Raw genomic sequence first — 22366 nt, 5'->3', positions numbered from 1 at the left:
CTTGGCCTGGCCGATGGGAAGTAAGCCCCCAGTCACGTCGCCAACCTTAGGGCCGGGCCGCTACCAATGCACGCCGTCTACCAGTGCACGCCGGGGATCAGACGTACCGCCTGCTTGACCGGCCGGGGCACGCGGATGCGGGTGACGGCGTTGGGCCGCTTGGGTCGGCGCGGGTTCCGGGGGCGATCGGCCACCGGCGGGGTTTCGGAGACACCGCGGGCCGCCGCCGAATCCGGGTAGCCCAGGTACAACTGGTGCAGCACGCGGCGAGACAGCTTGGGGGTGAAGTAGTTTCCGAGGTCGCCCAGTGTGCCCATCGGGGTGTCGATCCGGGCCGGCTTGTCGATCAGGCCACGCACCACCATCGCCGCGGCGTGCTCCGGGGTGATCGGTGGCATCGGATTCAGTCGCTTCGACGGTGCGATCATCGGGGTTTCCACCAACGGCATGTGGATGTTGGTGAACGTGATGTGGTCCGAAAGGGTCTCGGTGCCAACGACTTCGGAGAAGGCATCGAGTGCGGCCTTGCTCGGTAGGTAGGCGCTGTACTTCGGGCTGTTGGCCTGCACCCCGGCGCTCGACACGTTGACCACGTGACCGAACCGGCGTTCCCGCCAGTGCGGCAGCAGCGCCAGCGTCATCCGCACCGCGCCGAAGTAGTTGACGGCCATCACGCGCTCGTAGTCGTGGAAGCGATCGGTCGAGTTGACCACGGAACGCCGGATCGAGCGGCCGGCGTTGTTCACCAGGTAGTCGACGTGGCCGAACTGGCCCAGGATGTCCTTGACGGTGTGCTCCACCGACCCGCCGTCGGCGACATCACACGTGAAAGCATATGCCTCGCCACCGAATTGGCGAATCTCGGTGACCAGTTCGTCGAGGGCGTCGGCGCTGCGGGCCAGTGCGAATACCCGTCCGCCGCGTTCGGCGACGGCGACGGCCGAGGCCCGGCCGATGCCGCTCGAGGCGCCCGTGATGATCACGTTGCGGCCGACGAGCGGGCCGCGCGGGTCATCCCGGCGAGCCCGGTCGGGGTCCAGGTGCACGGCCCAGTAGCGCCAGAGTTTCGGTGCGTAGGAGGCGAATTCGGGCAGCACGATGCCGGTGCCCTGCAGTGCCGCGACGGTGGTCTCCGACGCGAATGTCGGCGCCAGGTCGACGACGTCGAGCACCTCACCCGGGATGCCCAACTGGGTGGCGGCCATGTTGCGCAGCACCCTGGCCCGGCCGGTGGCCTTGAGCACCGGGGCAGCGGTGGCTCGCGGCAACGTGCCGCGCAACGGCGGCAGCCCGGCCTCGGCGGCGACGCCGCGGTAGATGTCTTTGAGTCCAATTGGATTCGGCGACGTCAGGTGGAACGTCTGGCCGTCTCGCCCATCGGCATGCATCAGCGCGACCAAGGCGTCGACAACGTAGTCCACCGGCACGATGTTGGTGCGGCCGGTGTCGGGCACCATCATCGGCGTGAACTTCGGCAGCGCGGCCAGTCGGGCCAGGACTCCGAAGAAGTAGTACGGCCCGTCGACCTTGTCCATCTCGCCGGTGCGGGAGTCGCCGACCACGACGGCCGGCCGGTACACCCGGTAGCGCAGACCGGGGGTGGCGTGCACCAGTTGCTCGGCTTCGAACTTGGTCTGGTGATACGGCGTCGGCAGCTCCTGCGAGACGTCGAAGTCGTCCTCGGTGAAAATTCCCCGGTAGTTGCCCGCCACCGCGATCGACGACACGTGGTGCAGGGTCGCGTTCAGGCTGCGGGTCAACTCGATCACCGCCCGGGTGCCCTCGACGTTGGCGGCCTGCTGGGTGGCGGCGTCGACGGTCATGTCGTAGATCGCGGCACAGTGCACCACGTGATCGACCGGACCCAGATCGGCGAGATCGGACAGGCCCAGATCCGCGGAGGTGAGGTCACCGACCAGCGGTTTCGCCTGTTCACCCCAGTCCGCGGCCAGTTCTTCGAAGCGGGCCAACGAGGCCCGACGAACGAGAACGAACACTTCGGCTTCGTCGTGCTGGGCCAGAATTCGGCTGACGACGCGGCGGCCAATAAACCCGGTACCGCCGGTAACGACATATCGCATGCGAGTCATCGTGAACCTCTCGCGGGCCGAGGTCAATAGCGCGTAGGGTCCGAATTTGTCACACCCACTTGTGAGGGAGAACCGCAGAATGCCGATCAACCCCAACGCCGTCGGAGCCAAGACCGCACCGCAGCCCTTCGAATGGACCGAACGCGACACCCTGCTCTACGCACTCGGAGTCGGTTGTGGGACCAAAGATTTGGCGTTCACCACGGAGAACAGCCACGACATCGACCAGCAGGTGCTGCCCACGTACGCGGTCATCTGCTGCCCGGCCTGGGGCGCGGTCGGCGAGGTCGGCAGCTTCAATTTCGGCAAGCTGCTGCACGGCAGCCAACAGATTCGGCTGCATGCGCCGCTGCCGTCGTCGGGCCGATTCAACGTCAGCTCCGAGGTGGTGGACATCCAGGACAAGGGCGAGGGCAAGAACGCCATCCTGACGTTCAAGGGCACCGCCACCGACGACCACGGAAACGTGATCGCCGAATCGTGGTCGACCGCGGTGATCCGCGGCGAGGGTGGTTTCGGTGGACAGCCGGGGGAGCGGGCCGCGGCTCCGGAGATCCCGGATCGCCCGGCGGACGCCGTCGTTGCGCTGCCCACCACCGAGGACCAGCCGCTGATCTACCGGCTCTCGGGTGACCGCAATCCACTGCACAGCGACCCGTGGTTCGCGCAGACCCTCGCGGGTTTCCCGAAGCCGATCCTGCACGGCCTGTGCACCTACGGGGTCGCCGGCCGGGTCCTGGTCGCCGAGCTCGGTGGTGGCGATGCCGCCAAGATGAAGGCTGTCGGCGCACGCTTCACCTCACCGGTCTTCCCCGGCGAGACGTTGACGACGTCGGTGTGGCGCACTGAGCCCGGGCGCGCGGTGTTCCGCACCGAAGCCGCCGGGACCGATGGCAGCAATGCCCGCTTGGTGCTCGAGGATGGGACCGCGGAGTACAGCGACTGACGATTCCGCGCCGCGTTTGGCGCGGCGTGTCAGTGACCGGCGGAGGCGGGCGTATCGGGAACCGGGCCACTGCGGAAAACGTTTTTGCCGCAATCAACGCATTCCCATCGCCGCCCGCCGTTCGCGGCGGGTTTGGGGCTGGTGCTGGCCAGTGGATACATGCCGGTGCTGCCGCATCGGGGGCATTTCGGGGCCATATATCGACTCTACGCGTACCGGCCCGCGCAGACGGCGTAGCGTCATTGAGGGGGCCGTGTCGTTGCCGCTCGGCGGCTCGGCTCAAATTGAGTTGCAGCGTAATGTCCGTCGCCGTTTTGCCGGTGGTCGTCGCGGCATCGACCGTAAGGATTTCTCATGGCATGGCGCACGGACCGGCTCAGACACTCTGCGATGCTCTGATGGCATACCTCACGCAGCGGATACGCGCAGACAAACCCGTTCGGCTGTGTCTGGCTGATGATCTCGGTGGCCGGCTCGACGGCGCGTGGTGGCCATACACCGGAGCCCTGGCCGACGAATTGGCCGGTCTGGTGACGGTTTTGGAAGACCGATTGGGGAAAATCGTTTCGGTGGAGCTCAATTGGTCGCCGCTGCACAATCCGCCAAATCTCAATTGGCGGGACTGGCGCACCAAGCCTCAACACATCATGACGATCAGGGGATCTGACGCGAGCGCGACTCTGCTCATCGTGCCGAGCACGACCAACAGCTCGCTGGCCGGCATGGTGCTGCGACGCGCAGCCAGTCAAGCAGTGGACCTGCGGCGAGGCGAAGAGGCGATGTTGCAGACGGCTGAAGAAATCTTGACAGCCGCACGGCGGCAACGGGTTTCAGGCAAAATTCTGGACTGACGCGGGGCGAACCCGCGCCAGCCCAGGACTTTTGGCGTGCTTAGAGGACGGTAACGCCAACGGCCTGCGGGCCCTTGGCGCCCTGGGTGACGTCGAACTTCACTCGCTGGTTCTCTTCAAGCGAGCGGAAGCCGCTGCCCTGAATCTCGGTGTGGTGAACGAAAACGTCGGGCGTGCCGCCGTCCGGGGCGATGAATCCAAAGCCCTTCTCGTTGTTGAACCACTTCACGGTACCTTCGGTCATGCTGTTACTACTTTCTTTTTTTCATCATGAATGCGCATCGGCGCATCCAAATCTGTTGGGGCGCAGCGTAAGGGATTCTTAGCTGGCTAGTCGGCATGCTGCGCGGCAGCCAAGATGCCCAGCACTGTCGTGTGGTCATCGGGACGCGCGGCGTTCATGAGGGCGTTATGGGCTTCCGCCGGATCCGTGGCTGCGGGCACCGTCAGAAGGACGATCCTGTCGCGGTCGAGCCCAACCACCTCAACGGTGTTGATGGGCTGGCGCTGATATCCGTCCAGTCGGACCTGCCGTCCGCCGGTGTCGAGTTTGGTCGGTGCGCTCGACCACTCGCCGACGTTGTACAGCACTCGGTCGATCCGTCCGAGACGAACCGACAGCACGGACAAGAGATCGGGCAGTTCGCTGCTGAGGTTGCTGGTGTGCGGCCACCACGCCCCGTCCACATATCCGCTGTGGGGAGCCTTGGGCTTCAACCGTAAACGGGGAGTGTGCGTCGGGGTGGTGCGGTCGATCAGGGTCGTGTGGTCATGTTGCGGCGTCATTCCGACGCTCCTGCCTTGACCGCGAATCGGCCAAACTTCTTCGAATCGGCGACGGCGTGGCAATGATCAGCCACGCGACGAAGTACCGCCGATGCAATCAGCATACCCAGGATTCGCCCAGGAGCAAATCGGCTTGATCGATGCTCGTAACCCGACCCTCCGGTCACTCGTGCGATGTTCCACCCACCCCGACGCGGCAAATCCTTTGTCGTGCAAAGGTTGCCGCGCAGGGGTGGGCGGCCTGAATCAGCCGGTGACGGCCCGATCGAGGGCAGCCAGCGACGCCTCGATGAACCCGAGGGGGAAGGGCGGCATGCCGCCGATCTGGTCGCGGAAGGCCTGCGGTGTTCCGGTCCAGTCGTAGGTCAGCGTGACATCGGTGCCATCGCCGTTCGGGGCCAGGTCGTAGCGCCACCACCAACCGCCCGGGATGTATTCGCCCGAGTCGTCCAGACTCCCCGTCGCCCAGCCGACGGTCTTGTCCTGTTCGAAGTCGGTCACCCGGTTGTGCGTGACGTAGTCGCCGCCGGCCTGGTCGAGGTACATGTTCATGGCGAAAACCTGGCCGGTACCGGTGATCGGAGCGGAGTCGATGGCGTCGCGGACCCAGTCGCCCGGCTCGGTGTCCTTGTGCCGCGCAGGGTTGGCCAGCACGGCGAACACCGCCGCGGGCGGCGCGGCGATGGTGCGGGTGGCGACGAAGCGTTCTTGTGCCGTTGTGTTGCTGGTCATCGGTGCTGTCCGTTCGGTCCGCAGAGGCGTGCGATATCGGGGGAGCCGGCCCACTTGGAGTACGTCGGCGATTTGGGCCAGCCGTCGGGCGAATCCTGCCACTGCTCCTGGCGGCCGTAGGGCAGAACGTCGATCAGCGAGAAGCTGTGGCCCAGCTGCTCGGTGCCGCGGCCGTTGGCGTGCCAGGTGCGGTACACCGTGTCGCCGTCGCGCAGAAACACATTCACCGCGAAACCGTCGCCCGGTGCGGCATCTACGTCGGATCCGAAGGTGCTCTCCGACGACGAGTACCAATCCATCTGGTTGCCCACCTTGTTCCTGTAGGCCAGGGCTTCCTCGATGGGGCCATTGGTGACGATGACGAACCGGGCGTCGTAGTTGGACAGGAAGTCCAGCCGGGTGAACTGCGAGGTGTAGCCCGTGCAGCCGGAGCACTGCCACTCGGCACCGTCGGTCCACATGTGGTTGTAGACGATCAGCTGCGACCGGCCGTCGAAGATGTCGGCCAGCCGGATGGGTCCGTCGGCACCGATCAGCGTGTAGTCGGGTAGCTCGACCATCGGCAGCCGGCGCCGTTGCGCGGCGATGGCGTCGAGTTCACGCGTCGCGGCCTTTTCGCGGCGGCGTAGGTCGTCGAGGGCGGCACGCCAGGTGTCCTGGTCAACCACCGGTGGCAGGGCGGTCTGCTCGGTCATGTTGCCTCCTGAAGAGTGTGTTCATGGGATAGACCGGTGCGGGCCCGAATATTCATCGCGGCTCGCCGAACCAGTAGGTGAGCGCGTCGCGCAGTCCCGTTTCCGTGGCACCCGCCCAGGCGATGTGCGCATCCGGCCGGATCAGCAGGGAGTCACCGTGGTGATCGAGGAGGTCGACGCGGTCGGCCCACGGCGCCGCGACGTCGCACAGCTGGGCCGGTCCGACGAAGACGGGTCGCGCCGCGCGCAGGGCCGCCACGACGTCGTCGGGCAGGCCCGACGCAAACGTGCCTGCCAGGGCGTGCGGCTGCGCGCCGGTCATCGGGTACCGGACGTCGGACGCCGCGATCATCGCGCCGACCCGCGCGAGTGCGGGCGCGTCGGAGACCAATTCGCTGAACACTTTTCGTAGTGCCTCGTCGGCCGGGTCGTGTCCACGCCGCAACGACACCTGGGCCTGAGCGTGCAGCAGTAGCCGCTCACCCGCGAGGTGACGCTCGGAGTGGTAGGTGTCGAGCAGCCCGGGCGGGGCCCAGCCCTGGACCGTGGCGGCCAGTTTCCAGGCGAGGTTCACCCCGTCGAGCATCCCGGCCGAGACCGCCACGCCGCCCGTCGGAATCTGATGGGCGGCGTCGCCGGCCAGCAGCACCCGGCCCGCGACATAACGCTCGGTATGCCGGGCCGCGTAGGTGAAGCGGGTCAGCCGTTGTGGCTCGCCGAGCGGAATGTCCACGCCGAGCACGCGGCGCACGCTGTCGCGGAATTCGTCCAGCGTCATCGGGTCGTCATCGTCGTAGTCGTGATCGGGAGCCTCGCTGGTGTACATGCCCAGCCGTCCGGCCTCCGACGACGCGATGGCGAAGATTCCGCCTTCGGTCTGGCTGTACCCCCACGGCAGACGGCCGTATCCGGGCACGTCGTAGTCGCCGTCGTCGCGGACGGTGATCTCGGGCGGCCACGTGACATTGGCCATCCGATGGACCTCGGGGTAGACGATGCCCGGAAACTCGATGCCGGCCAGTTCCCGGACTTGGCTGCGCACCCCGTCGCAGCCCACCACGTACTGCGCGCTGACGCGGTACGGGCCGTCAGGCCCCTGGACTTCGAGGTACACGGCGTCGTCGTCCTGCTGCAGACCGGTCACCTCGTGGCCGCGCCGGACCTCCACGCCGAGGTTTTGCACGTGGCTCTGCAGAAGGGCTTCCAGTTGGGGCTGGGGGAGTCGCTGCACCTGCATCGGTGACTCATCGAGCTCGGTCAGGTCGACGTGGATGCCGCCGAACGGAAGTTTGGCGGTGACGGGTGCGCCGGCCGCGTCGTCGAGCAGGTCCCCGAGCTCCCGGTAGCGCAACAGGTTCAGGATCTGACCGCCGATGCCGCCGGCCTTGGCGACCTCGCGGATGTCGGTGAGCCGTTCCAGCACAAGCGGTTTGACCCCGGCCAGGCAGAGTTCGGTGGCCAGTGTCAGACCGGTCGGTCCGGCGCCCACGATGATCACGTCGGTATCTGTCATGCGTCCCCCTCAAGACGATCAAGCCGCAAGTTGCGTTGCAGCCCAGCGATTCTGGAGCATGAGGGGGGTCTTGCCGCAAGCCCCCGGGTGCGCTATATGTTGAAAGTGGAGGGGTGAGTTTATCCGTGGCGGATGGCATTCCGAGCTGACGGAAATTGGCGGATCCGCAAACTGAAATACAAGCGTGGGCGCCGAGACGTTGTCGCAGTGTCGAGGAGTGCTGGCCGACATCGACGACCAGCACGGTGCTTGCTGGTGATTCGACCAGGTGTTGTTTGCTGACGTTAACCTTCACGTCATGCAGAGTTCCATGCGCGTCGTAGGGTGGTAACCCATGCGAACTGTCTTCCATGAGCAACTCGATGCGCTCAACGACGGCATCGCCGACCTGTGTGACCGCACCGCCGCCATGATGCAGCTGGCGACTGATGCGTTGCTGCACGCCGACCTCGGCGCCGCCGAACATGTCATTGACCGCCGCCACGACATCGACGCCAAGTGCGCTGCCTTGGAAGCGGACACGTTCAGCATCCTGGCCCGCCAAGCCCCGGTGGCCCGCGATCTGCGCGCCGTCCTCTCCGGCATGCGCAATGTCGCTGATCTGCAGCGCATGGGCGCCCTGGCGACGCACGTCGCTCAGATCAGTCGCCGCCGCCACCCCGAGACCGCCGTGCCGGGCGATGTGAGTGGCCATTTCGCCGAGATGGGAAGCATCGCGGTGCGGCTCGCGCAAGACACCAAATGTGTTGTGCTCGATGGGAACACCGACAAGGCAGCCCAGCTCAACGCTGACGATGAAGCCATGGACGACATTCACAGGCGTCTGTTCGTCGTGGTGATGGACCCGCAGTGGTCCCATGGCACCACCGCCGCCGTTGATGTCACCCTGCTGAGCCGCTACTACGAACGCTTCGCCGACCACGCCGTCGAAATCGCCCACAATGTCATCTACCGAAGCACCGGCACACGGGACTGACGCGGCGCCCATCGCCGCTGTTCTCGACGAGGCCGCGGCGTCTGAAGCTCACAACCCGGGTGAACCGAGTGTGAACGGCTCCTTACGGGACAGATACCGCAGGGAAACTGATTCTGGCCTGCGGATTTGCGATCGTGATTCGATGACGGCCGAGTTCACCGACGCCCATCGGGCTACTCGGCTGGATGCTGCGTCATACGAAGTCACCGAAGCCCACCACATTCTCCGTCTACGCCCCGCCGATCCGATCACGCCGCCGACGCTCAACACCCCCGAACGGGCGCCGGTAGGCCAGCACGATTCCGACGTGCTGCAGGCGCGGCGCTTCATCGAGCTGCTCGACGACGAACTAGCCGAACTGCAATCGCAGGCGACCGCGCTGCGACGCCGCGCCCAGCACGGCACCGACAAACACCTCGGCACACTGGCCACGCGCATGAACGAAGTACAGGCGATGCGCGACGCGCTCCACCGGCGTTTCCCCACCGCATGATGACCAGACGAGCACCGACATGAGCAGCAGATTCGGCAGGGCGATCACGGCGCTGATCGCCTACTTGCGCCTCGGGCAGCCGCCCATGGCCCCCGCCAACGGCTACAACCCCCTGTTGGCGCTGATGCCCCGCCGGCTCACCGACAGCGACATCGACAGACTGAAAAGTCTTTTCGCGCAACAGCACCGAGCGGCCGTATCGGACATCGATATCGCTGTCGCCGTCATGGCCATCACCGACAAACTTGCCGCCCGCACAGATATCGATCGCGTCAGGCGATCGCTGTTCGGTCTGCAGTAGCGGCGAACCGCCCTCCCGGGGCGGAGTTTTTCAAGCTACAGGAGGGGTTGTTCTTCTGTCTTCCAGTGCTGCCACCGAAGTCATTCCGGACTGTCGAGAATCTGAAGTGCGTTGTTGATCCCGGCGTCGAGCACTTGGGCGGAGACTTCGGGGTCGGTGATCGCTCGGGCGAGTTGCAGCGAGGTGACCAGAATGCTGAACAGGCCCCACGCTGTCTGTATCCGATTCGCTTCCGGCCTCACGGCCGGGAGGTGCGCGGCAATTTCCTGGACGATCGACTGCGCCCCAGCGGAATAGGCGTCCCTGACGATGCCATCGCAACGTCCGATTTCACTCAGTAATGGTGCCGTCGGGCAGCCGTCGGGTTGGTTGTCCCGGTGTTCGGTGGACAGATAGGTGCGGATGTAGCCTTCCAGCGAATCGCGATCAGCCCCTAGGGCGCTGACGGCGGCACGCTGTTGTTCGAGTTGATCGGTGATGACGCTCGCGACGAGATCGTTCTTGGATTCGAAGTGTGCGTAGAACGCGCCGTTGGTGAGGTTGGCGTCGGACATCACCGCGGCGATCCCCGAACCGTCGATACCGTCTTGCTTGAGGCGCCGGCTGGCTGCCGCGATGATGCGCCGACGCGTCTCAGTCTTGTGTTCCGCTCCATATCTGGCCATGGAACCCACCTCCGCTTGTGTCACGAACCACTCTTGACGATGATAATACAGTCATAATATTATGATCGTAATATCAAAGCCGCGCCGAGAGGTTTGACATGCTCACCTGGGAAGACACGCCCACCAAGACAATCGACGTCAACGGAGTGCCGTTCGCATTCCGGGAGCTCGGCGTCGAATCCGACGTGCCCGTGGTGTTCCTGCATCACTTCACCGCCGTGCTCGACGACTGGGACCCAAGGGTGATCGACGGCATCGCGGCGCACCACCGTGTCGTCGCGTTCGACAACCGAGGCGTTGGGGCCACCGGATCGGTAGTGCCGGACAACATCGACCAGATGGCCGACGACGCGATTGCGTTCATCCGAGCGCTCGGATTGACGAAGGTGGATCTGATCGGGTTCTCCCTCGGCGGGGCCGTTGCACAGGTGGTGGCACTCAAGGCGCCCGACCTGGTTCGGCGAATGATCTTGGCGGGCACCGGACCTCGCGGTGGCGGCGGAATCGACGCGATGCGCAAAATCGTCGCCGTCGCCTACACGAAGGCTCTCCTGACGCGGAAAGACCCCCGTGAATACCTGTTCTTTCCCCGCACCGCGGAAGGCAAACGCGCTGCCTCCGACTACTTTGCCCGCCTGCAGGAGCGAACCTTCGATCGGGACAAGAAGGTCTCGATGCAAGCGCGGCTGGCGCAGCTCAAAGCGATTGTCAACGGCGGCAAGGCCACACCCGACGACCTGTCGCGGATCACGGTTCCCGTGCTGGTCGCCAACGGCGATGACGACCTCATGGTGGCAAGTAGCTTGTCGGCGGACATGGCGCGGCGAATCCCCAACGCGGAGTTGAAGATCTACCCGCGCTCGGGGCACGGCGGGATATTCCAGCATCACACCACCTTCATTCCCGACGCTCTCGGGTTTCTCGCTGGCTAAGTGGCAGTACCACTGCAAATCCACTGCACCGCAGCACTATTGAAGAAACGAGTACCTCATGAGCAGTATCAGTGACATCATCACCTCCTACGCCAAGGCGCCGTCGCGCACTGTGACCGCCGGCGGCACCACCTATGCCTACCGTGAACTCGGTCCCAAAGGCGGCATCCCGGTGGTCTTCTTCGTGCACCTGGCAGCGACCCTGGACAACTGGGATCCGCGCATCATCGACCCGATCGCCAAGACCCGCCACGTGATCGCCTTCGACAACAAGGGCGTTGGGGCGTCCAGCGGCAAAGTGCCGGGCACCATCGAAGAAGCTGCCGATGATGCTTACACCTTCATCACGGCGTTGGGGTTCAAGAAGATTGATGTGTTCTCGTTCTCGATGGGTGGCATGATCGCTCAGGACCTGGCGCTCAAGCATCCCGAACTGGTGCGCAGGCTGGTCCTGACCGGGACCGGGCCGCGCGGCGGCAAAGACATCGACAAGGTGGCGGGCCTCACCTACTGGGACACGTTGCGGGCCACGCTGACTCGTTCGGACCCCAAGGAGTTCTTGTTCTTCCACCGCGACGCCGTGGGCAAGCGCGCCGGCAAGCAGTTCGTCAACCGGCTCAAGGAACGCACCACCGACCGCGACAAGGACATCGCGATCAGCGCCTTCCAGACCCAGCTCAAAGCGATCAAGGCGTATGGCCGTTCCGGGCCGTCGGACCTGTCAAAGATCACTCAGCCGACGTTGATCGCCAACGGTGACAACGACCGAATGGTGCCCTCGGTGCTATCCGAGGACCTACACCGGCGCATCGCGGGATCGGAACTGATCATCTATCCCAACTCCGGGCACGGTGGCATCTTCCAGTACCACGAGCAGTTCGCGCCGATCGCCGCGTCGTTCCTCGCCGGCGACGGCCAGTAGCTAATCCATTACGGCAGAAAGAGTTTCGTGATGGCTCGTGCTCGTCAGCAGACCTACTCGCTGGACCGCAAGGTCGTATTCCTCACCGGCGCGGGAGGCGGGCTCGGTGCGGCGACTGCCGCGTTGCTGACTCGCCGCGGCGCACAGGTTGCCCTTGCCGATATCGACCTGAGTGCCGCAGAACGAACGGCTCGAACGCTGCCGCCGGGACAGGTCCTGACCGTGGACTGTGACGTCACGGCGATCGACTCCGTCCATGCCGCAGTCCGCAAAGTCGAGGACCAGTTCGGGCGCATCGACGTAACCATCGCCAACGCGGGTCTGATGGGACGCGGTGGAACATTCCGTACCCTGGCGACCGACGAGGTCGACCGCGTGCTGTCGGTCAATGTGTCCGGCGTCCTGAATACGGTGTCGGCAACGATTGACTCAGTCATTCACAATCGTGGCCAGATCGCTTTGGTGAGTTCGGTTTTCGCCTACCTCAATGGCGTAGGAGCAATGCCGTATGCGATGAGCAAGGCGGCGGTCGAGCAAGCCGGTCGCGCGCTCGCCGTCGAACTGGCCAGCCACGGCGCGACGGCCATGACCGCATATTTTTCGCTCATCGAGACCGGCATGATCCAGCACGGCATCGACGAAGACCCGCACGTGCAAGCGCTGATGTCGGCGATGCCGAAGTTCATTCTCAAACGCATCCAGCCGACCACGGCGGCAGCAGTCATCGTCAACGGCCTCGAACAGCGGCGACGCACCGTATCCGCACCAGCGCGCTGGCGCCCGGTCTCGGCATTGCGCGGTGTCCTCGGCCCTTTGGTCGATGCCCGACTGGCACGTGACATCGGCGTGCAACGCGCACTGTCTGAACTCGATACCAGGCATCGGGGTTGAGCCCCGAGCCGAACTGTGCTGACGCGCGGCAAGAGCTTCTGATGGCCGCCAGCTATCGGTTCGGCGGGCAAGTGGGAACCCTTGCCCAGAACAGAAATTCGTTACAGATGGTTCGCTCGAAAGGACGGCGATGACACAGCAAGTACGAGGCGATCTGGTGATCGAGGACCACGGGCGGGTGTTGGTCGCCCGGGTAGACGGTGGCCCGCATAGTTTGTTCGGGATCCAAATCGCAAGGCAGCTCGAGGCATTGGTGGACCGGGCCGACCGTGACCCCGGTGTGCACGCCGTGGTGTTCACCGGCGCACGCCCGGGGCGGTTCGTCAGTCACGCCGATGTGCGCTGGCTACAAGCAGAAGGTGCCGCCGTGCCCGAGTTGGGCCGGCGCAGCGCGTCAGCCGCCCTGCGTCTGGCCCGCGGCGTGGACCGCGCCCGGGTCTTGGATCCGGTTGTGCAGAAGACGCCGCTGCGCGGTGTCGCGCAGCTGGATCGGCTCCACGCGACGTTTTTGAAGATGAACGCCAGTGGCGTCATATTTGTAGCCGCCCTAAACGGATCGGCTCTCGGGCTGGGTGCTGAATTCGCGTGGGCCTGCGATCTGCGGATCATGGCCGACGGCGACTTCTTCATCGGCCAACCCGAAGTGCTGCTGGGCATCATGCCCGGCGGCGGTGGCAGCCAGCGTCTGACTCGGCTCATCGGCACGCACAAGTCACTGGTCGCCATTTTGGAGGGCAAACCGTTCACTCCCGCACAGGCGCTGGCCAACGGCGCCGTCGACGAAGTGGTGGCCCCTGGGGACGTCGTGACGCGGGCAGTCGAGGTCGCCGAGTATTTCGGCAAGCGGACGAAGGGTTCGGTCGAGGCGATCAAGCGGTCGGTCTACTTCGGCGGGTCCATGTCGTTGCAAGAGGGCTTGCACGTCGAGCGCACCGAGTTCCTGGGCACCGATCAATCCCCGGAGGGCCAGCAGCTGATGTTGCAGTACCTCGCCGACACCGAATCCTCGGGTGAGCTGCCGCTGTATAACGATGACGTCTACGACCGCGCGCTGGAATCAGGCACAGTACCTGCACTCAACGGTATCGGCGCCGGGGCGGCACGGAAATGACCTCGCCACAGTCATTTACGCGACAGGACGTCTCGTTCACCTCCGGCAAGGACACCTGCGCCGGGTGGCTCTACTTGCCCACGGGTGTGGCGTCGCCACCGGTGGTGATCCTGGGGCATGGCCTGGGCGCCACCCGCGAGATGCGGCTGGACGCTTTCGCCGAGCGGTTCGCGCAGGCCGGCATCGCCGCGTTGGCCTTCACCTACCGGCATTTCGGTGACAGCACGGGTCAACCTCGCCAGCTGCTGTCGATCAAGCGCCAACTCGCCGATTGGGATGCGGCGATCGCCTACGTGAAGGGGCGGCGCGATGTCGACGGCACTCGGATCGCGGTGTGGGGCAGTTCTTTCGGCGGCGGCCATTCCATCACGGTGGCTTCCCGTCACCCCGAGCTGAAAGCGGCTGTGGCCCAATGCCCGTTCACCGACGGTCTAGCGTCGGCCCTTGCGCTCGGGCCGCTCGGTTCACTCAAAGTGCTGCCGTTGGTCGCCCGTGATTACGCCTCGATCGTGAGCCGGCGGGAACCTGCGATGATCCCGCTGGCGGGAGCCCCGGGAACCCTGGCCTTGATGAACGCTCCGGACGCACTACCCGGCTATCAGGCACTGCTGCCGGCGGATTCGACGTTCCGCAATGAGGTCGCCGCTCGTGTGGCACCGACGATCATGGCCTACCGGCCGGGCCGGGCCGCGAAGAAGGTCGCGTTTCCGATCTTGTTCTGTATCAGCGATACCGACACGGTCACCCCGCCCGAGGAGACTGAACGCTATGCACGGTCGGCACCCCGCGGCGAGATCAAGCATTACAGTGCCGGCCATTTCGCGTTCTACCTCGGCGAACCGTTCGAGCAGTTGGTCACCGACCAGACCGACTTCCTGACCCGTCACCTGAACCCGATACGTGTGGCGCCGTGAAACTATCCATGCTGACCGGCCGCCGTGCCGAGCACGATCCGCACGGACCGGCGGTGTTCGACGCCCGCCACACACTGACGAATGCGCAATTGCACGACCGCGTTCTGGCTGCGGCATACCAGTTGCGCGACAAGGGGATCGGCGTGGGGGACGTGGTGGCCGTTGCGCTACGCAACCGTGTCGAGTTCGTCGTGCTGCTGTTCGCGGCCTGGCGGCTGGGCGCCGCGATTACGCCGGTCAACCCGAGCCTCACAGACGATGAGGTCAATCGCCAACTCGCCGACTCCGGGGCACGGCTGCTGGTGATGGACGACGACATCACCACCCGCACCGAGGTACCCACCCTGGGTGTCGCTGAGTTGGCGACTGCGCCTGTGGGAGCAGATCAGGCGCCGCACGACGATCCCGCGGCACTGGCGCTGCTGATCTACACCAGTGGCACCACGGGCGCACCCAAGGGCGTGATGCTCGACCATGCCAACCTCGATGCGATGGCGCAGATGGGGCGCCAGGCCCTGCAGATCGGACCGACCGACCGATGCCTGCTGATCCTTCCGCTGTTTCACGTCAACGGGATTGTCGTCAGCGTGATCACGCCACTGTTGGCCGGGGCCAGCGTCGTCATCGCCGACCGCTTCGCACCCCGCACCTTCTTCGAGGTGATCGAACGCGAGCGCCCCACCTATTTCAGCGCGGTTCCCACCATCTACACCATGCTGGCGGCCCTGCCCGAGGACGTCACTCCGGACACGTCGTCGGTGCGTTTTGCGATCTGCGGCGCGGCACCGGCGTCGGCGGAGTTGTTGAGCCGCTTCGAAACCCGCTACGGGTTCCCGCTCATCGAGGGCTACGGGCTTTCCGAGGGTACCTGCGCCTCGACCATCAACCCGATCGATGGCCCACGTCGGGCGGGTACGGTGGGCAAGCCGTTTCCTGGCCAACGGATTCGGATCGTCGACGCCAACGGCGACGACGTTCCTACGGGCTCCGCCGGCGAGATCATCATCGCCGGGCCCAACGTCATGCGCGGCTACCTGGGCCGCCCGGAGGCTACGGCCGACACTGTCATTGATGGCTGGCTGCACACCGGCGACGTCGGTCACCTCGACAGCGAGGGGTATCTGACCCTGGCCGGGCGCTCCAAAGACATGATCATTCGCGGCGGCGAGAACATCTACCCCCGCGAGATCGAAGACCTCCTGTCCAGCGACCCCAATGTGCTGGAAGCCGCGGTCATCGGGGCACCCGACGAGAAATGGGGCGAAGTAGTGGTGGCCTATGTCGCCCCACGCCCAGGAGCCGCCATCGACATCAACGCACTACAAGCCCTCTGCGCACTCAGTCTCGCCGGCTACAAACGCCCCACCGAAATCCTCATCTTGGACACCATCCCCAAAAACCCTGTCGGCAAAACCGACAAGGCCCCCTTGCGCGCCGCTCACGCGGCGTCGACCAACCACCGCACCGAGAAGGCCACACCATGAAAGCGTTCGCCCTCACCCGCTACGGCAAGAAAGACACGGTCAGCGCCGTCGAACGTGCCGTCCCCGACCTACGCGACGATGACGTCCTCGTGCAGATACACGCCACCAGCATCAATCCACTGGACCTCAAGATCAGAAACGGGGAGCTGAAACCGCTTCTGCCCTACAAACTTCCGCTCGTCCTCGGCAACGATCTGGCGGGCATCGTGGTCAAGACCGGCCCACGGGTGCGGCGATTTGCCCCTGGCGACGCGGTCTACGCCAAACCCAACCAGGACCGCATCGGCACCTTCGCCGAGTACCTCGCCGTCAACGAGAACGACGTCGCGAGGAAACCGGACAGCATCGACATGAACGAAGCCGCCGCGCTGCCACTGGTCAGCCTGACCGCCTGGCAGGCGCTGGTCGACAAGGCGCAATTGCGGCCGGGACAGAAAGTGCTCATCCACGCCGGCTCCGGCGGCCTCGGCAGCATCGCGATTCAACTGGCCAAACACTTGGGCGCCACTGTCGCGACCACGACCAGCACCAAGAACGTCGAATGGGTGAAGGAACTCGGCGCCGATATCGTGATCGACTACAAGACACAGGATTTCGCCACCGAGCTGCGCGACTACGACGTCGTCCTGGATACCCAGGGTGGCGAGACCCTCGACAAGTCATTTCAGGTCGTCAAACCCGGCGGCAGGGTCATCTCGGTCGCCGGACCGCCCGAGCCCGACTTCGCCCGCGAATTCGGAGTGAACTGGCTGCTGGTTCAAGCGATGCGGACTCTGAGCTTCGCGGTGCGGCGCAAAGCCAAACGACGTTCGGTGCACTACTCGTTTCTGTTCATGACCGCGAACGGGGATCAGCTGCGCGAACTGGCTGCCCTCGTCGATGCCGGCGTCATCCACCCCATCATCGATCGGGTGTATCCATTCGACGCCACCCTCGATGCGTTGGCCTACGTCGAAAACGGCCGCGCCACCGGCAAAGTCGTCGTGACCGTCCGAGGCGACGATGACCACCCGTGATGGGGCTTTTGACTACGACTGGCTGGTGATCGGATCGGGTTTCGGCGGCAGTGTCTCAGCACTACGTCTGTCGGAGAAAGGGTTTCGCGTCGGGGTGCTCGAACGCGGCCGCCGCTACGCTCCGCAGGACCTACCCAGGTCGGCGTGGCAAACCGACAAGTACACCTGGGCGCCGCGGTTGGGCAAGCTGGGCATCATGCGCACCTCGATATTCCGCCACATCTTCTTCCCCTCCCAAAGCGGTGTCGGCGGCGGCAGTCTGGTCTACGGCGGCGTCCTCTATCGCGCCAAGAAAGAGTTCTTCGGTGACGCCCAATGGCGCGAGCTCGGCGACTGGGAACAGCGCCTCAGGCCGCACTACGACACCGCAGAACGAATGCTCGGCGCGGCTCCGGTCCCGTTCGATTCGGTTCACCAACAATGGATTCGCGAAATGGGCCGGCACTTCGGCACCGAAGACGCCGTCAGCCGCGCACCCACGGGAGTGTTCTTCGGCGAACCGGGAAAAACAGTGCCCGACCCCTACTTCGGCGGCGCCGGCCCCGACCGCACCGGCTGCACCCGCTGCGGTGCCTGCATGGTCGGCTGCCGCGTCGGGGCAGTGAACTCCCTGACCCAGAACTACCTGTGGTTCGCCGAGCGCAACGGCGTGCACATCCTGCCCGAGCACCAGGCCATCGATGTCACCCCGGCGGGAAATGCCGACGGCAGCGACGGCTTCCACGTCACCACCATCCATCCCACCGGCGGCCACCGACAGATCTACACGACACGCGGTGTGGTGTTCGCCGGCGGGGCCTTGGGCACCAACGAACTGCTCGCCAACTGCAAACACGGTGGCTCGCTGCCCTACCTGAGCGACCGTCTCGGCGAATTGGTGCGCACCAACAGCGAATCCGTGCTGACCGTGTTGCTGCCCGACGATCAGGGCAGCTGGCGGGATGTCACCGCCAGCAGCAGCGTCCAGGTCGACGCCGACACCCACATCGAACTTCTCACCTATGGGCCGAACGCCGACATGCTCAGCCTGCTCTACACCGTGCTGGTCGGTGACGGCACCCGGGTGACCCGGCCCCTGAAATGGATTGCCGCCATCGTGCGGCATCCGCGACGCTGGCTGGCGACGCTGCGGCCACGGGGCTGGAGTCGGCGCACGGTGATGTTGTTGGTGATGCAGTCACGCGACAATGCGATCTCGTTTCGCGCCCGAAAACGCCGGTGGGGGAGCGGCTATCGGTTGTCCACCGCCGCGAACGCCGACAATCCTGCCCCGACTTACATCGACAAAGGCAACCAAGCCGCGCGCTGGCTGGCCGAACGGACGGGGGGCATCGCCCAGAGCAACGTGCTGGAGGCGCTCGGCAACATCCCCTCCACCGCCCACCTGCTCGGTGGCGCCGTCATCGGCGCCACCCGCGCCGAGGGAGTCATCGATGCGAACCTACGCGTTCACGGCTATCACAACATGCTCATCTGCGACGGCTCCGCGATGCCGGCCAACCCCGGCGTCAACCCGGCCCTGACCATCACCGCGCTCGCCGAATACGCCATGGCGCAGATTCCCGCACGCATTTCCGCCGCCGTGTGACGGGGCAACCGGTTCTGCACAACGGGTTTCGCCGCGGTCTGACGGGGAACCCGATTGGTAGTGGGTGCCGGCCCCGGCCCGCCGTCATGAAATGTGACGCACGAATCGTTCACGTGGGGCTTACCAACCGAGGAGAAACGCTGTGGGTGAACACAATAGTGGTCCTGAAGAGGGTCTCAAGGGAGTAGTCGAGGGTGTCAAGGGCAAAGTCAAAGAGGTCGCCGGCACCGTGACGGGTCGCGACGACCTTGTCCGCGAGGGCCAAGCTCAGCAGGACAAAGGTGAGGCGGAGCGGGATGCCGCAAAGAAGGAAGCCCAAGCCGAATCGGCGCGCGCAGCAGCAAAAGTCGCTGAGCAGAGGCAACGAGCCAACCAGTAGGCCAAAATAGCCCGGTGGCCCGATCTCTTTGGCCGGCAAGGAGATCGGGTCATCGCTCGTCAGTGATGGCGCGCGGGGGAGGTCGGCGAGTTAGAACCAGACCTTGCGTCCACCGACCGGGCGCCCCACTGCGCCGAGGATCCACAGCACAGCACCTACAACCAGCAGGATGGTGCCAATGGTCTCGAGAATGGGCACCGCCAGTGCGTACCCGAGAACAAGCAAAATGACTCCCAAGATGATCACGTCAACCGCCTAACTTTTGTAGACCGCTCCAACCGCGATCACTGCTGACAGGGATACCCATACCGGCGGGCTACCAAACCGCGGGTCCGGCTCAAACGCACTAGAACGCAATGAAGCGCAAACGATCCGCCCGTGTCCGACCCCTAGGAGAGCCATGCGCGCAAGTCCATCAAGGCCGGTGCCAACATCGCCATGACGGCCGGCTCGCCAAGCGCGCAACGGGGTGGTGGTCAATCGACGGAATCTTGTGGTGCCGAACGCTGTGCTGATGAATTGCGGACGACGGTGCGGTGCGAGGTATCACACAGTGGATAGATCTTGCTGCGGCGGCAGGTGCAGATCCCGACCATGAACCGGTCAGACTCAACGATGCGACCGTCGGCCAACTCGATCCGAACAGGGCCCTCCACCAGTATCGGGCCGGACGGCACCACCCGGACAAGGCGTCGCGTGGAGTCGCTCATCGCTTGTCCGCGCGGATCACCGCGATCTGTTCATGTCGGCGGCCGCGCGGCAGCCGTCCGGTGTGCTCGAGCCAGCGTGCGCGCGCCGACAGTACCGGTCCAAACGGAATCCATTGCTGAGCAACGATTTCTGCGTCGAGACCCGACGATCTCAGGGACTGCAGCGATTCCTCGATTCCGGCGAACTCTGACTGCACCAGCATGAGGGTGCCGCCCTCGGCCAAGAGCGTCGTCGCCCATTCGCAGAGCGGACCGAGCACCTCGCGCCCGTCGCGACCGGCGTTCCATGCCAGGGCGCGACCGGCCGTCGACGGGATCGCTTCGGTATCGCTGTCGGGGCCCATCGGAACATAAGGGGGATTGCACACCACCAGGTCGAAAGGCCCCGCGGCCAGCGCGTGGTCCAGCGTGCCGAGACGAATCCCTACGTCCACTCCGACCATATCGGCGTTGGCCCGCGAGCAGCTGACTGCCCTCGGGCAGATGTCGAATGCTGTGACGCTGGCCGCTCCGAGTTGGGCGGCTGCGATTGCCACCACTCCACTGCCAGTGCACAGGTCCAGCACCCGCCGCCCCGCAGCGATGGATGCCGAACTGAGTGCATCGATGAGCAACCGCGAATCCTCTTGCGGCGCATAAACACCCTTGTCGACGACAACCGCGTCAAACACCGAGTGGTGCGTAATGGTCAACTGTGGACCTCTCGACAATCATGGGTACTGGTAGCTCCAGGACTTCAGACTGAGATTCCCTACAATCGGCCGAGTCAAACCCCCAACCAATCCGGCGGCGTAGGACGTGAGTGCTGGACGATAGCGCGAGCGCCGAATTTGGATCCGCCGAGAACGGTTAGACGTCGCCAATCCGGGTACTCGGTAATTGGCCGCGTGGCGATGTCATTTCCACATTGCGAAACCGTGGCCGGCCAAGCATTACCAAAGGAGAAGCACATGGGCGCCGTCGACAAGGCCAAAAACAAGGCAGAAGAGCTGGCCGGAAAGGCCAAGGAGAAGGTCGGGCAGGCAACCGGAGACAAAGACACCGAGGCCGAGGGTCGCAAGGATCAGGCCAAGAGCAACCTGAAGCAGGCCGGCGAGAAGGTCAAGGACGTCTTCCGAGGCTGACCACTCGTCGTCACCCCGTGGGTAACGGATTGCGTCATGCCAAATCGCAATCAGTAATGCCCACAGGTCAATTCGTACCTATTCGGCCCTAGTCAACCACTGTGAGAAGCTGACATGTCGCCAGCGCGTAACATCCGAACCGCTGACTGTCTGGCCTCCTGTTGTCGTGATTCTTCCGACCCACTCGAGAACATTGCCCGCCAGTGGGTTCGGATGTTTGTGCCTACCCGAACCGGGGTATCCGCCCACGTCGGGGAATCGCAATAGCAACTACTTCAAGGATTTCGCCTGATGCTCAAACTCAACTCAAATTCCCAACTGGCCCTCACTGCGTTGGCCGCTGGAACGGTGATTGCGGCCGCAATGGCACCGATCGCCGGCGCCGCTCCGAGCGACTGCAGTCGAGAGTCCGTCAATGCGACCGTCCAGTCGGTGCTTGGCGTGGCGCGCGGCTATTTGAATGCGCACCCTGGCGCAGACCAGGCCGTATCCGCGGTCTATACGCAACCGCGCGAGGCTGCGGCCGCCAACATCAGAACGTACTTCACGGCCAACCCGCAGGAGTACTTCGAACTCAAGGGCATCCTGGCGCCGATCGGTGACACCCAACGCGCGTGCAATGTCGCGGTGCTCTCGCCCGAGATGGCCTCGGCCTACGACGAGTTCATGGCAGGCTGACCAGTTCTTTTGCCGTGCTGGCGGAGCTCATCCGTTCTGGGCTTCCGGTAGCGGTGCTTGAGCCCGATGCCCGGGTTCGAGGTCTTTGACATCGTCGAATGACACTGGGGCACGTGGGTTCTCAGCGCGATGCCCGGCCAGCGGCTTCAACAGATAGCCCACATGGTCGCCGCCCATATCGAGGCGCCGCACGACAGCTCCGACAAACCAGGCTTCGGCCGCGTCCAAGATCGGGGTGCCCTCCGGACCCAGATGCCACGCGCAAAAGTCGAATTTGTTGACTGCGTCGTTCGTTTGACCGCCGAAGAGCCGACACAACTCGATATTCTCCCTGGCCATCAGATGCACCCCGAGATGAGTCGCCTGATGCGCTACCGACAGTGTGTGGTTCGGCTGGGACAAGCCGACGAGAAAGATCGGGGGAGTGATGCTGGCCTGGGTGGCGAAACCGACCAAGCACCCACCCATATCGCCGCGGGCGTGTGCGGTGACGATGAACATCGGGTAGTCGAGCAGCCCGACGAAATCCTCAAATGCGCTGTTACCGTCCATCATCCTCACCTGCCAAC

27 protein-coding genes are annotated in these 22366 nt (G+C 64.7%); 16 read left to right on the top strand and 11 right to left on the bottom strand.

Translation table 11 applies throughout. The features are described 5' to 3' along the window. Window positions 1–77 precede the first annotated feature (77 nt). The gene (locus tag TL10_RS14165; RefSeq protein ID WP_110789079.1) at window positions 78–2081 is read right to left on the bottom strand and encodes an SDR family oxidoreductase; all 2004 of its coding nucleotides are present in this window, start codon (window positions 2079–2081) and stop codon (window positions 78–80) included. 88 nt (window positions 2082–2169) lie between these two features. Between TL10_RS14165 and TL10_RS14160 the strand changes: the two genes are divergently transcribed. Next, complete coding sequence (locus TL10_RS14160; RefSeq protein ID WP_043396797.1) at window positions 2170–3036, top strand: MaoC family dehydratase; 867 nt, start codon at window positions 2170–2172, stop codon at window positions 3034–3036. 299 nt (window positions 3037–3335) lie between these two features. Then, on the top strand, window positions 3336–3887 hold the full coding sequence (locus tag TL10_RS14155; RefSeq protein WP_231575607.1) for a DUF5994 family protein: 552 nt from the start codon (window positions 3336–3338) through the stop codon (window positions 3885–3887). Between the two features lie 40 nt (window positions 3888–3927). Here the strand turns inward: TL10_RS14155 and TL10_RS14150 are convergent, their stop codons facing one another. The 5 genes from TL10_RS14150 to TL10_RS14130 form a co-directional block, all read right to left on the bottom strand. Next, window positions 3928–4131, bottom strand: a complete 204-nt coding sequence (locus TL10_RS14150) for a cold-shock protein (protein ID WP_043396795.1) — start codon at window positions 4129–4131, stop codon at window positions 3928–3930. Between the two features lie 86 nt (window positions 4132–4217). Then, window positions 4218–4673 (bottom strand): DUF5994 family protein, encoded by a 456-nt coding sequence (locus tag TL10_RS14145; RefSeq protein ID WP_043396792.1) that lies wholly within the window; start codon window positions 4671–4673, stop codon window positions 4218–4220. Between the two features lie 246 nt (window positions 4674–4919). Next, window positions 4920–5405, bottom strand: coding sequence for an SRPBCC family protein (locus TL10_RS14140; protein ID WP_043396788.1), 486 nt, complete (start codon window positions 5403–5405; stop codon window positions 4920–4922). Beyond that, on the bottom strand, window positions 5402–6100 hold the full coding sequence (locus TL10_RS14135) for a DUF899 domain-containing protein (RefSeq protein WP_043396785.1): 699 nt from the start codon (window positions 6098–6100) through the stop codon (window positions 5402–5404). The genes TL10_RS14140 and TL10_RS14135 overlap by 4 nt, the downstream gene beginning before the upstream one ends. Before the next feature lie 52 nt (window positions 6101–6152). After that, window positions 6153–7613, bottom strand: coding sequence for an FAD-dependent monooxygenase (locus TL10_RS14130; protein WP_043396782.1), 1461 nt, complete (start codon window positions 7611–7613; stop codon window positions 6153–6155). Between the two features lie 334 nt (window positions 7614–7947). Between TL10_RS14130 and phoU the strand changes: the two genes are divergently transcribed. The 3 genes from phoU to TL10_RS14115 all read left to right on the top strand — a co-directional run bounded on the left by phoU (window position 7948) and on the right by TL10_RS14115 (window position 9383). Further along, a complete protein-coding gene (phoU, locus tag TL10_RS14125; protein ID WP_043396779.1) occupies window positions 7948–8589 on the top strand; it encodes a phosphate signaling complex protein PhoU in 642 nt (213 codons plus the stop codon). 142 nt (window positions 8590–8731) lie between these two features. Continuing rightward, window positions 8732–9082, top strand: a complete 351-nt coding sequence (locus TL10_RS14120; RefSeq protein WP_043396776.1) for a hypothetical protein — start codon at window positions 8732–8734, stop codon at window positions 9080–9082. 19 nt (window positions 9083–9101) lie between these two features. After that, on the top strand, window positions 9102–9383 hold the full coding sequence (locus tag TL10_RS14115; protein ID WP_043396775.1) for a DUF3349 domain-containing protein: 282 nt from the start codon (window positions 9102–9104) through the stop codon (window positions 9381–9383). 80 nt (window positions 9384–9463) lie between these two features. Here TL10_RS14115 and TL10_RS14110 read toward each other — a convergent pair whose 3' ends face one another. After that, window positions 9464–10048, bottom strand: coding sequence for a TetR/AcrR family transcriptional regulator (locus tag TL10_RS14110; RefSeq protein WP_043397115.1), 585 nt, complete (start codon window positions 10046–10048; stop codon window positions 9464–9466). A 98-nt stretch (window positions 10049–10146) separates the two neighbouring features. On the opposite strand from TL10_RS14110, the gene TL10_RS14105 reads away from it, so the two are divergent. The 9 genes from TL10_RS14105 to mbp1 all read left to right on the top strand — a co-directional run bounded on the left by TL10_RS14105 (window position 10147) and on the right by mbp1 (window position 19285). Beyond that, the gene (locus tag TL10_RS14105) at window positions 10147–10980 is read left to right on the top strand and encodes an alpha/beta fold hydrolase (RefSeq protein ID WP_043396773.1); all 834 of its coding nucleotides are present in this window, start codon (window positions 10147–10149) and stop codon (window positions 10978–10980) included. 58 nt (window positions 10981–11038) lie between these two features. Further along, a complete protein-coding gene (locus tag TL10_RS14100) occupies window positions 11039–11902 on the top strand; it encodes an alpha/beta fold hydrolase (protein WP_043396770.1) in 864 nt (287 codons plus the stop codon). 30 nt (window positions 11903–11932) lie between these two features. Beyond that, the gene (locus tag TL10_RS14095; protein WP_043396767.1) at window positions 11933–12793 is read left to right on the top strand and encodes an SDR family NAD(P)-dependent oxidoreductase; all 861 of its coding nucleotides are present in this window, start codon (window positions 11933–11935) and stop codon (window positions 12791–12793) included. A gap of 130 nt (window positions 12794–12923) precedes the next feature. Continuing rightward, window positions 12924–13904, top strand: coding sequence for an enoyl-CoA hydratase/isomerase family protein (locus TL10_RS14090; protein WP_043396765.1), 981 nt, complete (start codon window positions 12924–12926; stop codon window positions 13902–13904). Continuing rightward, window positions 13901–14818, top strand: coding sequence for an alpha/beta hydrolase (locus TL10_RS14085; protein ID WP_043396762.1), 918 nt, complete (start codon window positions 13901–13903; stop codon window positions 14816–14818). Before TL10_RS14090 ends, TL10_RS14085 begins: the two co-directional genes overlap by 4 nt. Continuing rightward, the gene (locus TL10_RS14080; RefSeq protein ID WP_231575605.1) at window positions 14815–16302 is read left to right on the top strand and encodes a class I adenylate-forming enzyme family protein; all 1488 of its coding nucleotides are present in this window, start codon (window positions 14815–14817) and stop codon (window positions 16300–16302) included. The genes TL10_RS14085 and TL10_RS14080 overlap by 4 nt, the downstream gene beginning before the upstream one ends. Next, entirely contained in the window at window positions 16299–17318 is a 1020-nt protein-coding gene (locus tag TL10_RS14075) for an NADP-dependent oxidoreductase (RefSeq protein ID WP_043396759.1), read from the top strand. The genes TL10_RS14080 and TL10_RS14075 overlap by 4 nt, the downstream gene beginning before the upstream one ends. Beyond that, the gene (locus tag TL10_RS14070; protein ID WP_043396756.1) at window positions 17305–18906 is read left to right on the top strand and encodes a GMC oxidoreductase; all 1602 of its coding nucleotides are present in this window, start codon (window positions 17305–17307) and stop codon (window positions 18904–18906) included. Before TL10_RS14075 ends, TL10_RS14070 begins: the two co-directional genes overlap by 14 nt. A 142-nt stretch (window positions 18907–19048) precedes the next feature. Next, entirely contained in the window at window positions 19049–19285 is a 237-nt protein-coding gene (mbp1, locus tag TL10_RS30165; RefSeq protein WP_081936719.1) for a microaggregate-binding protein 1, read from the top strand. Window positions 19286–19375: 90 nt separating this feature from the next. Here the strand turns inward: mbp1 and TL10_RS30640 are convergent, their stop codons facing one another. The 3 genes from TL10_RS30640 to TL10_RS14055 form a co-directional block, all read right to left on the bottom strand. After that, window positions 19376–19531, bottom strand: coding sequence for a DUF6131 family protein (locus tag TL10_RS30640; RefSeq protein WP_110789077.1), 156 nt, complete (start codon window positions 19529–19531; stop codon window positions 19376–19378). A 230-nt stretch (window positions 19532–19761) separates the two neighbouring features. Beyond that, window positions 19762–19995: a CDGSH iron-sulfur domain-containing protein gene (locus tag TL10_RS14060; RefSeq protein WP_043396751.1), complete on the bottom strand. Its 234-nt coding sequence runs from the start codon at window positions 19993–19995 to the stop codon at window positions 19762–19764. After that, entirely contained in the window at window positions 19992–20687 is a 696-nt protein-coding gene (locus tag TL10_RS14055; protein WP_043986087.1) for a HemK2/MTQ2 family protein methyltransferase, read from the bottom strand. Before TL10_RS14055 ends, TL10_RS14060 begins: the two co-directional genes overlap by 4 nt. A gap of 258 nt (window positions 20688–20945) precedes the next feature. Between TL10_RS14055 and TL10_RS30160 the strand changes: the two genes are divergently transcribed. After that, complete coding sequence (locus TL10_RS30160) at window positions 20946–21119, top strand: CsbD family protein (RefSeq protein ID WP_081936718.1); 174 nt, start codon at window positions 20946–20948, stop codon at window positions 21117–21119. Between the two features lie 291 nt (window positions 21120–21410). After that, window positions 21411–21797, top strand: a complete 387-nt coding sequence (locus TL10_RS14050; RefSeq protein WP_043396744.1) for a heme-binding protein — start codon at window positions 21411–21413, stop codon at window positions 21795–21797. Window positions 21798–21824: 27 nt separating this feature from the next. On the opposite strand, the gene TL10_RS14045 is transcribed toward TL10_RS14050, so the two are convergent. Then, window positions 21825–22349 carry a flavin reductase family protein gene (locus TL10_RS14045; protein ID WP_043986086.1) on the bottom strand — a complete coding sequence of 175 codons (525 nt, stop codon included), beginning with the start codon at window positions 22347–22349 and terminating at the stop codon, window positions 21825–21827. Between the last annotated feature and the right edge of the window lie 17 nt (window positions 22350–22366).

It is taken from the genome of Mycolicibacterium llatzerense, assembly GCF_000878195.1.
Classification (GTDB): Bacteria; Actinomycetota; Actinomycetes; order Mycobacteriales; family Mycobacteriaceae; genus Mycobacterium; species Mycobacterium llatzerense.
The sequence above is the reverse complement of the archived record's forward strand: the minus strand, read 5'-3'. Positions and strand labels throughout refer to the sequence as shown.

What these genes read in the sequence shown, in the direction of transcription:
- TL10_RS14165 (WP_110789079.1), bottom strand. Translation starts at nt 2,081, where the DNA reads ATGCGATATGTCGTTACCGGCGGTACCGGGTTTATTGGCCGCCGCGTC.
- TL10_RS14160 (WP_043396797.1), top strand. Translation starts at nt 2,170, where the DNA reads ATGCCGATCAACCCCAACGCCGTCGGAGCCAAGACCGCACCGCAGCCC.
- TL10_RS14155 (WP_231575607.1), top strand. Translation starts at nt 3,336, where the DNA reads ATGTCCGTCGCCGTTTTGCCGGTGGTCGTCGCGGCATCGACCGTAAGG.
- TL10_RS14150 (WP_043396795.1), bottom strand. Translation starts at nt 4,131, where the DNA reads ATGACCGAAGGTACCGTGAAGTGGTTCAACAACGAGAAGGGCTTTGGA.
- TL10_RS14145 (WP_043396792.1), bottom strand. Translation starts at nt 4,673, where the DNA reads ATGACGCCGCAACATGACCACACGACCCTGATCGACCGCACCACCCCG.
- TL10_RS14140 (WP_043396788.1), bottom strand. Translation starts at nt 5,405, where the DNA reads ATGACCAGCAACACAACGGCACAAGAACGCTTCGTCGCCACCCGCACC.
- TL10_RS14135 (WP_043396785.1), bottom strand. Translation starts at nt 6,100, where the DNA reads ATGACCGAGCAGACCGCCCTGCCACCGGTGGTTGACCAGGACACCTGG.
- TL10_RS14130 (WP_043396782.1), bottom strand. Translation starts at nt 7,613, where the DNA reads ATGACAGATACCGACGTGATCATCGTGGGCGCCGGACCGACCGGTCTG.
- phoU (WP_043396779.1), top strand. Translation starts at nt 7,948, where the DNA reads ATGCGAACTGTCTTCCATGAGCAACTCGATGCGCTCAACGACGGCATC.
- TL10_RS14120 (WP_043396776.1), top strand. Translation starts at nt 8,732, where the DNA reads ATGACGGCCGAGTTCACCGACGCCCATCGGGCTACTCGGCTGGATGCT.
- TL10_RS14115 (WP_043396775.1), top strand. Translation starts at nt 9,102, where the DNA reads ATGAGCAGCAGATTCGGCAGGGCGATCACGGCGCTGATCGCCTACTTG.
- TL10_RS14110 (WP_043397115.1), bottom strand. Translation starts at nt 10,048, where the DNA reads ATGGCCAGATATGGAGCGGAACACAAGACTGAGACGCGTCGGCGCATC.
- TL10_RS14105 (WP_043396773.1), top strand. Translation starts at nt 10,147, where the DNA reads ATGCTCACCTGGGAAGACACGCCCACCAAGACAATCGACGTCAACGGA.
- TL10_RS14100 (WP_043396770.1), top strand. Translation starts at nt 11,039, where the DNA reads ATGAGCAGTATCAGTGACATCATCACCTCCTACGCCAAGGCGCCGTCG.
- TL10_RS14095 (WP_043396767.1), top strand. Translation starts at nt 11,933, where the DNA reads ATGGCTCGTGCTCGTCAGCAGACCTACTCGCTGGACCGCAAGGTCGTA.
- TL10_RS14090 (WP_043396765.1), top strand. Translation starts at nt 12,924, where the DNA reads ATGACACAGCAAGTACGAGGCGATCTGGTGATCGAGGACCACGGGCGG.
- TL10_RS14085 (WP_043396762.1), top strand. Translation starts at nt 13,901, where the DNA reads ATGACCTCGCCACAGTCATTTACGCGACAGGACGTCTCGTTCACCTCC.
- TL10_RS14075 (WP_043396759.1), top strand. Translation starts at nt 16,299, where the DNA reads ATGAAAGCGTTCGCCCTCACCCGCTACGGCAAGAAAGACACGGTCAGC.
- TL10_RS14070 (WP_043396756.1), top strand. Translation starts at nt 17,305, where the DNA reads ATGACCACCCGTGATGGGGCTTTTGACTACGACTGGCTGGTGATCGGA.
- TL10_RS14060 (WP_043396751.1), bottom strand. Translation starts at nt 19,995, where the DNA reads ATGAGCGACTCCACGCGACGCCTTGTCCGGGTGGTGCCGTCCGGCCCG.
- TL10_RS30160 (WP_081936718.1), top strand. Translation starts at nt 20,946, where the DNA reads ATGGGCGCCGTCGACAAGGCCAAAAACAAGGCAGAAGAGCTGGCCGGA.
- TL10_RS14050 (WP_043396744.1), top strand. Translation starts at nt 21,411, where the DNA reads ATGCTCAAACTCAACTCAAATTCCCAACTGGCCCTCACTGCGTTGGCC.
- TL10_RS14045 (WP_043986086.1), bottom strand. Translation starts at nt 22,349, where the DNA reads ATGGACGGTAACAGCGCATTTGAGGATTTCGTCGGGCTGCTCGACTAC.